The 13920-nt window shown below is 63.3% G+C and carries 14 protein-coding genes; all 14 read right to left on the reverse strand.

Annotated features, from left to right (window positions below; all coding sequences use genetic code 11):
* Positions 1-588, reverse strand: a 588-nt coding sequence (locus BLP96_RS14955) for an aldehyde dehydrogenase family protein (RefSeq protein ID WP_143005119.1), incomplete at its 3' end; no start/stop codon positions are given.
* A gap of 23 nt (positions 589-611) precedes the next feature.
* On the reverse strand, positions 612-1349 hold the full coding sequence (locus BLP96_RS14960; RefSeq protein WP_089687652.1) for a FadR/GntR family transcriptional regulator: 738 nt from the start codon (positions 1347-1349) through the stop codon (positions 612-614).
* 72 nt (positions 1350-1421) lie between these two features.
* On the reverse strand, positions 1422-2753 hold the full coding sequence (locus tag BLP96_RS14965; protein WP_089687656.1) for an enolase C-terminal domain-like protein: 1332 nt from the start codon (positions 2751-2753) through the stop codon (positions 1422-1424).
* A gap of 2 nt (positions 2754-2755) precedes the next feature.
* The gene (locus BLP96_RS14970; protein WP_281182834.1) at positions 2756-3775 is read right to left on the reverse strand and encodes an Ldh family oxidoreductase; all 1020 of its coding nucleotides are present in this window, start codon (positions 3773-3775) and stop codon (positions 2756-2758) included.
* 48 nt (positions 3776-3823) lie between these two features.
* Positions 3824-4627 (reverse strand): NAD-dependent epimerase/dehydratase family protein, encoded by an 804-nt coding sequence (locus BLP96_RS14975; RefSeq protein WP_089687663.1) that lies wholly within the window; start codon positions 4625-4627, stop codon positions 3824-3826.
* Positions 4628-4656: 29 nt separating this feature from the next.
* Positions 4657-5520, reverse strand: a complete 864-nt coding sequence (locus BLP96_RS14980; protein ID WP_089687667.1) for an amidohydrolase family protein — start codon at positions 5518-5520, stop codon at positions 4657-4659.
* Between the two features lie 2 nt (positions 5521-5522).
* Positions 5523-6659: a mandelate racemase/muconate lactonizing enzyme family protein gene (locus BLP96_RS14985; RefSeq protein WP_089687670.1), complete on the reverse strand. Its 1137-nt coding sequence runs from the start codon at positions 6657-6659 to the stop codon at positions 5523-5525.
* Between the two features lie 27 nt (positions 6660-6686).
* On the reverse strand, positions 6687-7967 hold the full coding sequence (locus BLP96_RS14990; RefSeq protein ID WP_089687674.1) for a TRAP transporter large permease: 1281 nt from the start codon (positions 7965-7967) through the stop codon (positions 6687-6689).
* A 2-nt stretch (positions 7968-7969) separates the two neighbouring features.
* The gene (locus tag BLP96_RS14995; protein WP_245682278.1) at positions 7970-8512 is read right to left on the reverse strand and encodes a TRAP transporter small permease; all 543 of its coding nucleotides are present in this window, start codon (positions 8510-8512) and stop codon (positions 7970-7972) included.
* 58 nt (positions 8513-8570) lie between these two features.
* Positions 8571-9566, reverse strand: coding sequence for a TRAP transporter substrate-binding protein (locus tag BLP96_RS15000; protein WP_245682279.1), 996 nt, complete (start codon positions 9564-9566; stop codon positions 8571-8573).
* Between the two features lie 40 nt (positions 9567-9606).
* Positions 9607-10524, reverse strand: a complete 918-nt coding sequence (kdgD, locus tag BLP96_RS15005; protein ID WP_089687682.1) for a 5-dehydro-4-deoxyglucarate dehydratase — start codon at positions 10522-10524, stop codon at positions 9607-9609.
* Positions 10525-10798: 274 nt separating this feature from the next.
* A complete protein-coding gene (gene sixA, locus BLP96_RS15010) occupies positions 10799-11275 on the reverse strand; it encodes a phosphohistidine phosphatase SixA (RefSeq protein WP_089687684.1) in 477 nt (158 codons plus the stop codon).
* A complete protein-coding gene (locus tag BLP96_RS15015) occupies positions 11268-12353 on the reverse strand; it encodes an NAD(P)H-dependent glycerol-3-phosphate dehydrogenase (protein ID WP_089687688.1) in 1086 nt (361 codons plus the stop codon). Before BLP96_RS15015 ends, sixA begins: the two co-directional genes overlap by 8 nt.
* Before the next feature lie 117 nt (positions 12354-12470).
* Positions 12471-13913, reverse strand: coding sequence for an NAD(P)(+) transhydrogenase (Re/Si-specific) subunit beta (locus BLP96_RS15020; RefSeq protein ID WP_089687691.1), 1443 nt, complete (start codon positions 13911-13913; stop codon positions 12471-12473).
* Between the last annotated feature and the right edge of the window lie 7 nt (positions 13914-13920).

Raw genomic sequence — 13920 nt, forward strand, 5'->3', positions numbered from 1 at the left:
CACCAGCTCCGAGGTGCCGGGATGGGCGGAGTGGGCCTTGACGATCACCGGACAGCCGGCGGCCAGCGCCGAGGCGGTGTCGCCGCCGGCCACGCTGAAGGCGAGCGGAAAGTTGGAAGCGCCGAAGACGGCGACGGGGCCGAGTGGAACATGACGCTGGCGCAGGTCGACTCTAGGCATGGGTTCGCGCTCGGGCAGCGCCGGATCGAGGCGCACGTCGAGCCATTCACCGGCGCGCACCACGGAGGCGAACAGGCGCAGCTGGCCGCAGGTACGGCCGCGCTCGCCCTGGATGCGTGCCTGGGGCAGGCCGGTCTCGGCCATGGCACGCTCGACCAGGGCATCGCCCAGGGCCTCGATCTCGCTGGCCACGGTTTCGAGGAAGGTCGCGCGTTCTTCCAGCGTGGACTCCCGGTAGCTGGCAAAAGCCATTTCGGCGAGTTCGCAGGCCTGGACCACCGCATTGCGATCCAGTCCGGGGTAGTCCGGGGCCAGAGCCTCGCCGGTGGACGGATCGATGGCGCGGATGACCGCCTGGCCGCCGGTAACGGCTTGCTGGCCAATCAGGGAAGTGCCTTGTGGGGTCATGCTGTCTCCTTGGATTGCCGGATTCAGTTTTCCTGGTACTGCAGATAGAGGTTCCGGGACCTGTTGAGGTGCTGGAACATCGTTTCCCTGGCCGCCTCGGCATCGCGGGCCAGGATCGCCTCCAGGATGTAGGCATGCTCTTCCTGGACGCGTTCCAAATAGCGCGCCGCCGCGGCGGGATTGATATCGATGCTGAGCAGCTTGGCCCGTGGGATGCCACTGGGACTGAGCTGCTCGTAGAGTTGATCGAAGACGGGGTTGTGAGTGGCCCGAGCAATGGCATGGTGGAACTCGTAATCCTCGACCCTGGCCAGGCTCTGCTCGGCGTGAGCCTGAACGAAGGCGGCATGCGTGGCCTCGATACGGCGACGATCCTCGGCATCGTGGCGCAGCGCGGCAAGCTCGGCCGCCGCAGGCTCCATGGCCAGACGCAGCTCGAGGACGTGCAGGATGTCCTCTACCGTAGTGGAACTGATGCGCTCTGCCGGGCGCGCCTCGACGGCCTCGGCGCGCAGCACCGTGGTGCCCACGCCGCGCCGGGTCGCCACCAGGCCCAGGGACTTGAGATGCGTCATCGCTTCACGGATCACGGTGCGGCTGACGCCAAAGGAATCGCACAGTTGGCTCTCGGTGGGCAGTTTTTCACCCACCTTGACCTTGCCCTCCAGGATCAACGCTTCGAGCTGATCGGCGACGTGGGCGGAGAGGCTGCCTTGCCTCGCCACCCTATTCAGCTTGAGTCCCGCTGTCTCTGCCGACATCTCCCTACCCCTTGCTAAGCAATGACGCCACGTCCAAAAAGTATGACTTTTAGTCTAACAGCCAGTTGCCCCTCAACGCACCAGCGCCGGACGCTTGGGATCGAACTCCCAGCCGGGGATCAGGTACTGCATCGCCATGGCGTCGTTGCGACTCGTCACGTCAAGGCTCTGGTAGAGGCGGTGGGCTTCCATCAGTTTCTCTTCATCCAGCTCGACACCCAGGCCCGGCGTCTTGGGTACGCTGAGCTTGCCGTCGCGAATCGGGAACGGTTCTTTGGTGATGCGCTGCCCATCCTGCCAGATCCAGTGGGTATCGATGGCCGTGATCTCGCCCGGACAGGCCGCGGCCACATGGGTCATCATCGCCAGCGAGACATCGAAGTGGTTGTTGCTGTGCGAGCCCCAGGTCATGCCCCACTCGTTGCACAACTCGCCGACCATCACGGCGCCCTGCATGGTCCAGAAGTGGCAGTCCGCTAGGGGAATGTCCACCGAGTTGAGCTGCACGGCGTACTGCAACTGCTTGAAATCGGTAGCGATCATATTGGTGGCGGTGGCTAGGCCGGTGCGCTTCTTGAATTCCGCCATGGTCTCACGGCCGGAGAAACCGCCCTCTTGACCGCAGGGATCCTCGGCATAGCCGAGCAGGTGCTTGATCGGCTCCAGCACGCGCACCGCCTCGTCGAGCTTCCAGGCACCGTTGGGGTCGAGGGTCAGACGCGCCTCGGGGAAGGCCTCGTGCAGCGCGCGGATGCAATCGGCTTCTTCCTCGCCGCGCAGTACGCCGCCCTTGAGCTTGAAGTCCTTGAAGCCGTAGCGGTCGTAGGCGGCCTTGGCCAGGCTGGCGACGGCATCGGGCGTCATGGCCTCGCGATAACGCACCTCGTCCCAGGCATCCTGCGGTGCGTCCGCCTTGGGATACGGCAGGTCGGTCTTGTCCGGGTCGCCGAGCAGAAACAGGTAGCCCAGGGCCTCGACCTCGTCGCGCTGGCGACCGTACTGGCCCAGCAGGTCGGCCACCGGCATGCCCAGTGCCTGGCCGAAGAGGTCGAACAGCGCGGACTCGATGGCGGTGATGACGTGGACAGCCACCCGCAGGTCGAAGGTCTGACGGCCGCGCTCCTCGCGCCCATTCTTGGCCAGAAGCTGGCGTGCCCGGTTCAGGGTCTGCTTGACGTCGTTGACGCACGCTCCCTCGACCAGGGAGCGGCATTGCTCCAGCCCCTTGAGAATGCCGTCACTCGAGGGGATCTCCCCAACCCCGTTGTTCCCGGCATCATCCTCGAGAATGACCACGCAACGGATGAACCAGGGCGCGTGCCCGCCGCTGAGGTTCAACAGAAAGCCGTCGTAGCCGGCCACGGGAACGACCCGCATGCTCTTGACCTTGGGAAACCGAGCCATTTTCACGGTTGAGCTCCATCGCCATCCCTGAGCTCGACCAGTTCATCGTAAAGCTCAGCGGGAATCGCCACGCCCTCAGCCTGACTGCGCTCCCGGGCCGCATGACGACGCTGGGACGGTAGGCGCGCCCCCTGTACCACGACACCCTCGAATAGCGCTTCGGCCTGCTGTAGCCGTGCCTCGGCATCGGGTCCCAGGAAAGAGCGGGGGTCTAAGGCCAGGAGGAATTCACCGTGCTGAGGGGTTCCTTCTCCGCTGCCGTTCGCTGGCTGGGTCTGATGGCCCAGGCGATCACCGATCAGCGGACCGGCAAGCAGCTCGATCATCATCGACAGCACCGAACCCTTGTGGCCGCCAAAAGGCAGTAGCGCGCCAGCCAGCGCGGCTGTCGGGTCGGCCGTCGGCCGACCCTCAGCGTCAAGCGCCCAGCCTTCCGGAATCCGCTTCCCGGCACGGCGGTGGAGCTCGACCTCGCCGCGTGCCACCACACTGGTGGCGAAATCGAAGGTGAACGGCATGCCATCCGGACGCGGCCAGGAGAAGGCGATGGGGTTGGTGCCCATCAGCGGCGACCGCCCTCCCGCGGGGGCAACATAGGCATGGCTCGGCGTCATCGCCAATGCCACCAGACCCCGTTCAGCCAAGGATTCCACCTCGGGCCATAGCGCCGAAAAATGAAAGGCATTGTTGACGGCCAGTACCGCGACCCCGTAGGAACGGGCTTTCTCGACCAGGTGTTCCCGACCGGTCTCGAAAGCGAGCAGCGAACAACCACCCCGCGCATCGACACGTACCACCCCCGGTGCCTGGTCGATCACCTCGGGAACGGCGCGCGGGTCGACCCCGCCGTGCCGGAGAGTGCGCACGCAGTCGATGAGTCGATACAAGCCATGCGAGTGACACTCGTCGCCCTGGGCAGCCACGACGCTGCGAGCGATGGCGGCCGCATGGGCCGCGGAATAACCATGCCCCTCGAGAATGTCGACACTCAGTGTCCAGGCCTCATCGAGCGACAGTTTCACTGCTTCATCCATGGTTGCCCCGCCGATGTACAGGTCTTCATATGCCGCTCAAGCGTCATCGGGATGGCCTGATGTGGCAAACGGCCCGCCCTGGTAGATCACCGCCGGATCAGTGGGCAAAAGCTTCGCATCGAGCGCTTCCATTTCTTCGCGCCAGGGCTCCGAGCTGTCTTTGGGTACCCAGCCAAGAAAAGCGGCCTTGCTGTTGTCCCACCAGCGTTCGGCATTGTTCGAAAAGCCATAGACCACGGTATAGGCCAGTCGCGGGGTAACAATGGCACGCTGCACTAGGCTGATGAAATCCTCGGCACTCAGCCATATTGCCAACTTGCGCGTATCAGTGGGCTTAGGGTGGCACCAGCCGATACGCACACTGAGGGTCTCGACCCCGAACTTATCATGGTACAGGCATGCCAGATCTTCGCCGAAACACTTGGTTACACCGTAGAGCGAGTCGGGGCGATGCGGCACACCAGTGTCGATTCTTTGCGTCCGTTCGTAGTAACCAGTCACATGATTGGAGCTGGCGAAGATGATGCGCACGCCGTCGTCCTGCTGGCGCACAGCCTCGTAGAGATTGTAGGTGCCAACGATGTTGGCCTGCAGCAGGCTCTCCCAGGGCTTCTCCAGTGAAACGCCCCCCAGATGCACGATGGCGTCACAGCCCTGGACCAGCTCACTAACGGCCGCAGCATCGGCAAGATCACACGGTACTAGCTCCTCATGGCTGGCCGCCTCTCCGAGGTCAGCAATGTCCGAAAGCCGTACCGTATGGGCCAACTTCGACAGGTGTGGCCGAATGATGCGCCCCATACCACCAGCGGCCCCCGTTACCAGCAGACGATCGATCATATGCTTACTCCTTCAAGTAGTTACAGGAATCAGAAGCCGTACAAGGCCTCCGGGTTGTCGACCAGGATGCGCTGTTGCAACTCGGGGGAGGCCCAGTCGAGCAGCACGTCGAGCTGCTCGGCGTCGTCAGGATACTGTTCCCGGGGAACGCCCACATGCGGCCAGTTGCTGCCCCAGAGGATGCGCTCGGGGGCATGCTCGATGACTCGCCGCGCGATGGCCCCGATGTCGCCGTAATGCGGCCCGCCGATGACGCTGGCCTCGTAGCCGGCACAGATCTTGAACCAGGCATTGCCGTGATCCAGCAGGCGCAGAATCTCGTCGACACGTCGGTCGTCGGCAGCCACCGGCGGCATGAACTTGCCGATATGGTCGATGATGTAGTCGCCCTCGATGCGCTTCAGGCCATCGAGGTAGTCGTCGAGATAACGGCCGTTGAACTGCACCATCAGGTGCCAGCCGAAGGGACGAATACGGCGTTCCACGGCCAGCATGTCGTCATGCGTCACGGCGCCGCCGGGCAGATTCATGATGCGTGCACCACGCACGCCTCGCGCGTGCCAGTCGCGCAGCGTGGCCTCCGAGGTATCCGGCACCACGGCGGCCACGCCACGGGCCGCCTCGGTGCCCAACTGGTCGAGCGCTTCGAGCAGCGCACCGTTGTCGAGTTGATAGGCGTTCGATTGGGTCACCACCACCCGCTCCAGCCCCAGGCGCTGCTGTACCCGGCGGTAGTCGGCCACCGTGGCCAACTCGGCAATCGGAGGCCCCCCTGCCTGGCCGTCATGGCCCGGCAGGTAGAGATGGATATGGCAGTCGGTGGCGCCCCGCGGTGTCTCGAGCTGCGGTCGTGGTCCATCCAGCGGGCGGGTATTGGGGGGAATCGTCGCCATGCTTACGCCTCCTTCAATGCGTAGCGTGCCAGCGCATCACGCTCGATCTCGATGCCCAAGCCCGGTCCGTCGGGAATGGAAACCACGCCGTGGCGGTGCTCGAGGGGCGTCTTGACCACCGCTTGGCGGAAAGGGTTGTCGGTGCGATCGAACTCGAGGATCGGCTCGATGGGGTCGCGCCGCGGCGGATTGGGCAGCATCGCTGCCATGAACTGCAAACTGGCAGCGATGCATACGGCGGTACCCCACACGTGCGGCACCAGACGCACGCCATGCAGGGCCGCCATGTCGGCCACGCGGCGCATCTCGGAGAAGCCCCCCACGCCGCAGATATCGGGCTGCACAACGTCCACCGCGCGCGTAGTGAGCGGCTCGAGCATGGCATAGCGGCCGTGCCAGGTTTCGCCGCCGGCCACCGGGATGGGTTGGTCGGCACGCACCGCCCGATAAGCCGAGAGATGCTCGGGCAACACCGGCTCCTCGAACCAGTCGACCCCGAAGCGGGCGGCACGCTTGCCCACTTCCACCGCCTCCAGATAGTCGTAGCCGTGGTTGGCGTCGATCATCAGGCGCATCCCGGGGCCGATGGCCTCGCGTACCGCCTCGATGACGCGCAGATCCTCCTCGACGTCGAAGCCGATCTTGATCTTCACGGCGTGGAAGCCCTCGTCTCGATAGCCGGCCACCTCATGCGCGATGTCGTTGACTCGGTCCACCCCTTCGCGACGAAAGGAACCGGTGGCGTAGGCCTTCACGCTGTCGCGAAAACGCCCACCCAGCAGTGTCGAGACGGGCACCCCGAAACGCTTGCCCTTGATGTCCCAAAGCGCAATGTCGATACCGCTCAGAGCGGTGACGGTCAAGCCTCGCTGGCCCTGATCACGCAGACGGTTGTAGAGCTCGAGCCAGAGCTTCTCGGTCTCCAGCGGATCGCGGCCGATCAGGCCCGTGGCATAGGCTTGGACGACGGCGGCATTGAGCAGGGCCGGCCCAAGGCACTCGCCCCAACCCACGGTGCCATCATCGCAGACGATCTCCACCAGACAGTGCTGGCGTCGCTTGAAGTGCATGGAAGCACTCTCGAAGGCCGTGTCCAGCTCGTGGTCGAGAACATGAGTGTGTACAGCAGCAATCTTCATGTCGTATCAATCCTGTTGAGCGGGTCGTCACTGAAAGAAACGGGGTAGCGTCATCGACACCGCCGGCACGTAGGTCACCAGCATCAATGCCACGAACAGGGCGAGATAGAAGGGCCAGATGGTGCGCACGGCCTGCTCGATCTTGATCTTTCCGATGACGCAGCCGACGAACAGACAAGCTCCCACGGGCGGGGTGCACAGGCCCAGGCCCAGGTTCATCATCATGATGATGCCGAACTGGATCGGATCCATGCCGAACTCAGCGGCGACCGGCAGGAATATCGGCGTGCAGATCAGGATCAGTGCCGCCATGTCCATGATCATGCCGAGCCCCAGCAACAGCAGGTTGAGCAGCAGGAAGATCACGATGGGATTGTCGGAGAGCGCCATCAGCGCTTCAGTGAGCAGCTGCGGCACGTTGTACATGGCCAGGAGATAGGAGAACGCCGAAGCGCAGCCCACCAGGATCATGACCAGAGCCGTGGTGCGTACCGACTGCAACACTGCGGTCTTGAACGATTCCCAGCGCAGTTCGCGGTAGACCAGCCCAGTCACGACGATGGCGTAGATCGCCCCGAAGGCCCCGGACTCGGTCACGGTGAGAACCCCGGAAAGCACGCCACCGACGATGATCACTGCCGTCATCAAGCCCGGCAAGGCCTGGGCCAGGCTGATGATCAACACGTACCAGCCCGGAAAGGTCTCTCCCTTGTAGCCGCGCCGCACGGCCACCAGATAGGCGGCCAACCCCAGGGTCAGGCACATGAGGATACCCGGCACGATGCCCGCCATGAACAACTGGGTAACCGAAATGCCGCCCCCGGCAGCCACGGCATAGAGAATCATGTTGTGGCTGGGGGGGATCACCACCCCGGCCACCGACGAAGTGACCGTGACGTTCACCGCATAATCCGCGTCGTAGCCCTTTTCCTTCATGACCGGCACGAGAATGGAGCCTAGCGCCGAGGTATCGGCCACCGCGGATCCGGAAATTCCACCGAACAGCATGGAGGAACTCACGTTGACGATGCCCAGCCCACCGCGCAGCCTGCCCACGGCCGCCGAGGCCAGGCGTACCAGACGGGTGGAAATGCCGCCGTGCAGCATCAACTCACCGGCGAAGATGAAAAACGGAATGGCCAGCAGGGAAAACACCGAGATCCCCGACAGAATCCGCTGGAAGGCCACGAACAGGGGTAGACCTTCGTACATGAAGGTGACTACCGCAGCCAGGCCCACGGCAAAAGCGACGGGCGCCCCGGCCAGCAGGCCCAGGAAGAACAGGCCAAACAGAATGGCAAGCCCCATGGTCAGTGTTCCTCTTGACGATTGATGCCAAACAGGCGAGCCAGAATGTTGGCCAGAGCGAACACCGTGATGAGAACGCCACAGATCACCAAAGGAGCCGCACGCCAGCTTTCCGACAGACCGATCATGGGTATCGCCCTCTCCAGGTTGGTAGCGACCAGCCCCCAGCCTTCATGGGCCATGAAGCCGCCGAAGACGACCACGAAAAGATCGGCCAGGTAACGCCCTAGGGTTCGCAACGGTTCGGGCAACCCCTCACGCACGAAATCGATGCTCAGATGGGTATTGGCACGCACGCCGGCGGCTGCGCCCAGGCAGGTGATGTAGACCACCATCACCAGCGAGGCCTGCTCGACCCAGGTTGGCGTGTCATTGAGCACATAGCGCCCGAACACCAGCCAGCCGAAGATCGCGATCAACGCAACGAGCAGCACACCGGCCACCACCATGCAGCACCAGGCGATACCGTCCAGAATGCGACGGAGGATTTGTTGGAGTCGGTCCAGGTTCACGGTTGCCTCGGGCGATTCGAGATGAACTCTCACGCAGTACGCCTCCTGCCCTCCCGGCTTCATACGTCCGGGAGGGCACCATGGTCAGCGATCAGTTGGATGAACGGATGGCGTCGATGAGCTCTTCCAGATCGGGGTTTTCCTCGATGAAGCCGGCATAGACCGGTTCCATCAGGTCCTGGAAGGGAGTCTTGTCTTCGATCTCATTGATTTCGACGCCGGCATCCAGAACGATCTCACGGCTCTCTTGCGAGCCCTCGACCCAAAGTTGGCGCTGCATTTCGGAAGCCTTGATCGCCTCTTCGCGAACGATCTCTTGGTCTTCCTCGGAAAGCGACTCCCAGCTCGCCTTGGCAATGCACAGGCACTCCGGAATGATCAGGTGCTCGGTGAGTGAATAGTATTCAGCGACCTCATAATGGTTGCTTGACTCGAAGGATGGGTAGTTATTCTCCGCGCCGTCGAGAACGCCCGTCTTCAAGGACTGGAAGACTTCCCCGTAGGCCATGGGCGTCGCATTGCCGCCCAGCGCCTCGATCATTTCGACATAGAGGTCGTTGTTCATGACGCGAATCTTCAGACCTTCGACATCCTCCGGCGTCTCGATCGGATGGCTGGTGTTGTAGAGGCTACGTGCCCCGGAATCGAACCACGACAAGGCAATCAGGTTCTTATCGGCCAAGGCATCGGCAAACTGCTGACCAATCTCGCCGTCCATCACTTCATGCATATGATCGATGCTATCGAAGATGAATGGCAGAGAAAGCACGTTGGTTTCATTCACGATGGGACCCATGGGACCCATGTTGAAGTTGGCGAAATCGAGGGCGCCATTGCGGGTCTGCTCGATGGCATCCGGCTGATCGCCGAGCACGCCATTATTGTAGACCTGCGGCTCGATGCGACCTTCCGTTCTCTCGGCCACGCGCTCGGCGAAAGCCTCCAGTGCCTCGGTATTGGGGTAGCCCTCGGGGTGGATGTTCCAACCCCGCCAGCCTTCTGCCTGCACCGGCAGCGACATGGCACCCATGGCAGCCGCAACGGCCGCAGCGCAGACGGTTTTCTTCATGAACGTTGTTGTTTGCATGATGAGTCCTCGTTAGATTTCTGGCGATTCGGGAAAGGCGTTATAGTTGTTTAGCAGTTTCCACCAGCGTCTCCAGCTGATGGCACTCTTCGGAAGTCGGCATGATCAAAGGCGCCCGGACACTGCCGGCCGGGCGGCCGATGATCTCGGCGCCGGCCTTGATCAGACTGACGGCATAGCCTTTCTTCCGATCCCTGAGGTCCACGAAGGGAATGAAGAAGTCGTTGGTGATCTGCTTGACGACCTCACTGTTTCCCTTGCGCAGCTCCTTGTAGAACTTCACTGCCATATCGGGCACGAAGTTGAACACGGCAGATGAATAGGTATTGACACCGATGGCGAGATAGGCTTCGGCAAAAATCTCGGCGGTCGGCACGCCACCCACATAAGCGAGTCGATCGCCGACCGTCTTGACGATCTTGTTGAGTGCTTGTATGTCGCCCTTGCCATCTTTCAAACCGACGAGATTCGGGCACTGGGCAACGAGCTTCTGTACCGAGAAAGCATCGAGCACCCCGTTTCCACGGTTATAATAGATGACGTTGAGCTCGGTCGAGTCGCAGATCTGGCGTGCATAATCGACCAACCCCTCCTGAGGACACTCCGTCAGGTAAGGAGGCATCAACAGGATGCCGTCGGCACCCGCCTCTTCGGCTGTCCTGGCAAAGGCCTTGCCGCTCTCGACGCTCAAACCCGCACTGGCGATCACCGGCAGTTTGCCGTCAACCGTCTCCACGGCCACGCGCACGATCTCGCGGAACTCGTCGAGTGACAGGTTGAAGAACTCTCCGGTACCGCCGGCCACGAAGATGGCGGAAATATCGTGGCTGATGAACCATTCCAGCCGCTGACGATAGCTCTCGCCATCGAAACGACCCTCGGTATCGAAGTCGGTGATGGGGAAGGACAAGAGCCCATCGCTCAGGGCCTGCTTGACGTCTGCTCTGGAAAACTTCACCCGGTCGTCCTCTCGTTGCGCCGCTAGTGAAGTCGACTGACATCGCGCATACGGCATGGCAATCGACTTTGTAATACATCATACAATGAACCCTAGACGGAGAGCGCATGTATGACAATATCGACCATGGTCGAATCCCATGAACGCGTGATGAGCCTGCAGAAAAGCGACGGCCGTTCCCGAATCGTCGATTCGGTACGGCAATGGCGGCAACCGTGTCAGCCGCGACGCTGAATCACCGAGCGGCTTCAGGTCACCGCCTGAGGCGGTTCGATCAAACGAGATCCGCCGGGGCAGTGAAGTGCAGCAGCCGCGCGCAGCCTGCCGCCCAGACGTCGGCCTCGAGCTCGGCCACGGCGGCAGTGGGAAAACCGAGGCCACGCTCGGCTCGCCCCTCTACCAGCAGGCCAGTGAGCGCCCCCACCAGCGGCATATGGCTCACCAGCATCACCGGACCCTGCCCTGTGCGTTCGAGCAGCCAGTCGACGACGGCCTCAGGTGGATCGTCGGGAGTCACGATCGGCAGCCTTTCATGCGCGATGTCCAAGGCCGCGGCAACCGCTTCGGCCGTCTGCTGCGCACGCACGTAGGGGCTGGCGACCAGTCGCAAGCCGTCGAGGTCGTCGCGTCCGGCCAACCGGTTCGCCATGCGCTCGACCTCCCCTTGTCCGCGAGCGGTGAGTTCACGCGCCGCATCGGGGCTTCCCGGCCCGGCCTCGCCATGGCGCATGATCAGCAGGCGCTCACTCATCTCGGGCCTCCCCTTCATCGCCGGCCTCCACGCGTCGATGGGCCTTCTGGACGTCTTCCCGCGGCAGAATGAACTCCACGTCGCTGCTCTGTTCGCCGCGCATCAGCAGACGGGCCATCTCGCGCGCCGGCACGCCCTCGAAGAGCACCTGATAGAGACCCTCGGCGAGCGGCATGTAGACGCCCTCCTCTCGCGCCTTGTTGCGCACCAGGCGAACGGTATTGACGCCCTCGGCCACCTGCCCCAGCGCCTCGACGGCTGCGTCCAGCGTCTTGCCCTCGCCGAGCGCATGGCCGACACGGTAATTGCGCGACAGGCTGGATGAGCAGGTGACGATCAGATCGCCCACGCCGGCCAGCCCGAGAAACGTCATGGGGTTGGCACCGCGTGCCACGGCGAAGCGCCCCATCTCCGCCAGGGCTCGCGTCATCAGCATGCTGCGGGTGTTCTCGCCCATGCCCAGCGCCGCAGCCATCCCGGCCGCGATGGCATAGATGTTCTTGAGCGAGCCTCCCAGCTCGACCCCGTAGCGGTCGTTGCTGGCATAGACGCGGAAGTAGTCGCAGCCCAGCGCCTGCTGAACCCGGGTGCGCGTCAGGGCATCGTCGCTGGCCACCACCGTGGCGGTGAGCTGCTTCTGGGCGATCTCGGTGGCCAGGTTGGGGCCCGAGATCACGCCGATGTGACTGAACCCCGTCTCCTCTTCGAGGATCTGGCTCATCAGCTTGAAGCCATCCTCCTGGATGCCCTTGGTGGTGCTGACCAGGATCTGCTCGGGCTCGAGCCAGGGAAGCGCCTGACGCACTACATCGCGAAACGCCTGGGAAGGAATCGCCACCAATACCAGCTCGGCCCCGGCGAGTACCTCGGCCATGTCGTTGGAAGCCCGCACGTTGGGATTGATGGCATAGTCGGGCAGATAGCGGACGTTGCGGTGTTCACGGTTGATCTGGGCGGCGAGAGCGGGGTCGCGTAGCCACTGGCGAACCTCGGCGCCGTTGTCGGCGGCGATGCTGGCCAGGGCCGTGCCGAAGCTGCCGCCGCCGAGCACCGCCACCCGCTTGAGTTGATCTGACATGGTCGCCCCATAGCAAGACAAGGATGCTGGCATTGTAACGAAAAACGCCCTCGCCACGGGACGATCCCGGCGAAGGCGTCACGCTGGCCGGGCCGGATGACGACCCGGGATCGAACGTCAGTCGATGAGGGGTAGCAGCGAGTCGATGCTTTGCCGGGCATCCCCATAGAACATCCGCGTGTTCTCCTTGAAGAACAGCGGGTTCTCGATGCCTGAATAGCCCGTGCCCTGGCCGCGCTTGCAGACGAAGACATGCTTGGCCTTCCACACCTCGAGAACCGGCATGCCGGCGATCGGGCTGTTGGGGTCTTCCTGGGCGGCCGGATTGACGATGTCGTTGGAGCCGATGACGATCACCACGTCGGTATCGGGGAAGTCGTCGTTGATCTCCTCCATCTCCAGCACGATGTCGTAGGGTACCTTGGCCTCGGCGAGCAGCACGTTCATGTGCCCCGGCAGACGACCGGCCACCGGATGGATGCCGAAGCGCACGTTCTTGCCGGCGGCGCGCAGCTTGCGCACCAGCTCGCTGACCGCATTCTGGGCCTGAGCCACCGCCATGCCGTAGCCCGGCACGATGATCACGCTGTCGGCGTCGTTCAAGGCGCTGGCCACGCCGCCCGCATCGATGGCCACCTGCTCGCCTTCGATGGCCGCGGCTTCGCCCTGACTGCCGCCAAAGCCGCCGAGGATGACGTTGATGAAGTTGCGGTTCATCGCCTTGCACATGATGTACGACAGAATGGCACCCGAGGAGCCCACCAGTGCCCCGGTGACGATCAGCAGATCGTTGGAGAGCGTGAAGCCGATGGCCGCCGCCGCCCAGCCGGAGTAACTGTTGAGCATCGACACCACCACCGGCATGTCGGCACCGCCGATGCCCATGATCAGGTGCCAGCCGATGAAGAACGACAGTGCGGCCAGCAACAGCAGCGTCCAGAAGCCCGCACCGTTGAGATAGGCGACGGCCAGCACCAGGCACAGCACGGCGGCTACCGCATTGAGCATGTGTCCGCCGGGCAACTGCCGTGGCTTGCCGTCCACCTTGCCGGCCAGCTTGCCGAAGGCGACTACCGAACCGGTGAAGGTCACCGCACCGATGAAGATGGCGAACACCACCTCGAGCTGCAGGAAAGTCAGCTCGGCCGGCGTCTTGGTGGCCACCAGGGCGGCGAAGGCCGAGAAGCCGTCAGTCGCAGCACCGGCCGCCTGGGCTGCGGCGACCCGGGTACGCTCCATGTCGGCATTCCAGGCCACGAAGACCGCGGCCAGGCCAACGAAGGAGTGCAGCGCCGCCACCAGCTGCGGCATCTCGGTCATCTCGACCTTCTTGGCCACGTACCAGCCCGCTCCGGCGCCGACGATCATCATCGGGATCATCCACCAGTAGCCGCCGATGCCCGGCCCGAAAGCGGTGAAGAACACCGCCACCGCCATGCCGACGATGCCGTACCACACCGCCCGTTTGGCCTTTTCCTGGTTGCTCAGCCCCCCCAGCGAGAGGATGAACAGCACGCTTGCCGCGATCGAGGCGGCAGACACGAATCCTTGACCCAACATAGTCTCT

This window comes from Billgrantia gudaonensis (assembly GCF_900100195.1).
Taxonomy (GTDB): domain Bacteria; phylum Pseudomonadota; class Gammaproteobacteria; order Pseudomonadales; family Halomonadaceae; genus Halomonas; species Halomonas gudaonensis.

What these genes read in the sequence shown, in the direction of transcription:
- BLP96_RS14960 (WP_089687652.1), bottom strand. Translation starts at nt 1,349, where the DNA reads ATGTCGGCAGAGACAGCGGGACTCAAGCTGAATAGGGTGGCGAGGCAA.
- BLP96_RS14965 (WP_089687656.1), bottom strand. Translation starts at nt 2,753, where the DNA reads ATGGCTCGGTTTCCCAAGGTCAAGAGCATGCGGGTCGTTCCCGTGGCC.
- BLP96_RS14975 (WP_089687663.1), bottom strand. Translation starts at nt 4,627, where the DNA reads ATGATCGATCGTCTGCTGGTAACGGGGGCCGCTGGTGGTATGGGGCGC.
- BLP96_RS14980 (WP_089687667.1), bottom strand. Translation starts at nt 5,520, where the DNA reads ATGGCGACGATTCCCCCCAATACCCGCCCGCTGGATGGACCACGACCG.
- BLP96_RS14985 (WP_089687670.1), bottom strand. Translation starts at nt 6,659, where the DNA reads ATGAAGATTGCTGCTGTACACACTCATGTTCTCGACCACGAGCTGGAC.
- BLP96_RS14990 (WP_089687674.1), bottom strand. Translation starts at nt 7,967, where the DNA reads ATGGGGCTTGCCATTCTGTTTGGCCTGTTCTTCCTGGGCCTGCTGGCC.
- BLP96_RS15000 (WP_245682279.1), bottom strand. Translation starts at nt 9,566, where the DNA reads ATGCAAACAACAACGTTCATGAAGAAAACCGTCTGCGCTGCGGCCGTT.
- sixA (WP_089687684.1), bottom strand. Translation starts at nt 11,275, where the DNA reads ATGAGTGAGCGCCTGCTGATCATGCGCCATGGCGAGGCCGGGCCGGGA.
- BLP96_RS15015 (WP_089687688.1), bottom strand. Translation starts at nt 12,353, where the DNA reads ATGTCAGATCAACTCAAGCGGGTGGCGGTGCTCGGCGGCGGCAGCTTC.
- BLP96_RS15020 (WP_089687691.1), bottom strand. Translation starts at nt 13,913, where the DNA reads ATGTTGGGTCAAGGATTCGTGTCTGCCGCCTCGATCGCGGCAAGCGTG.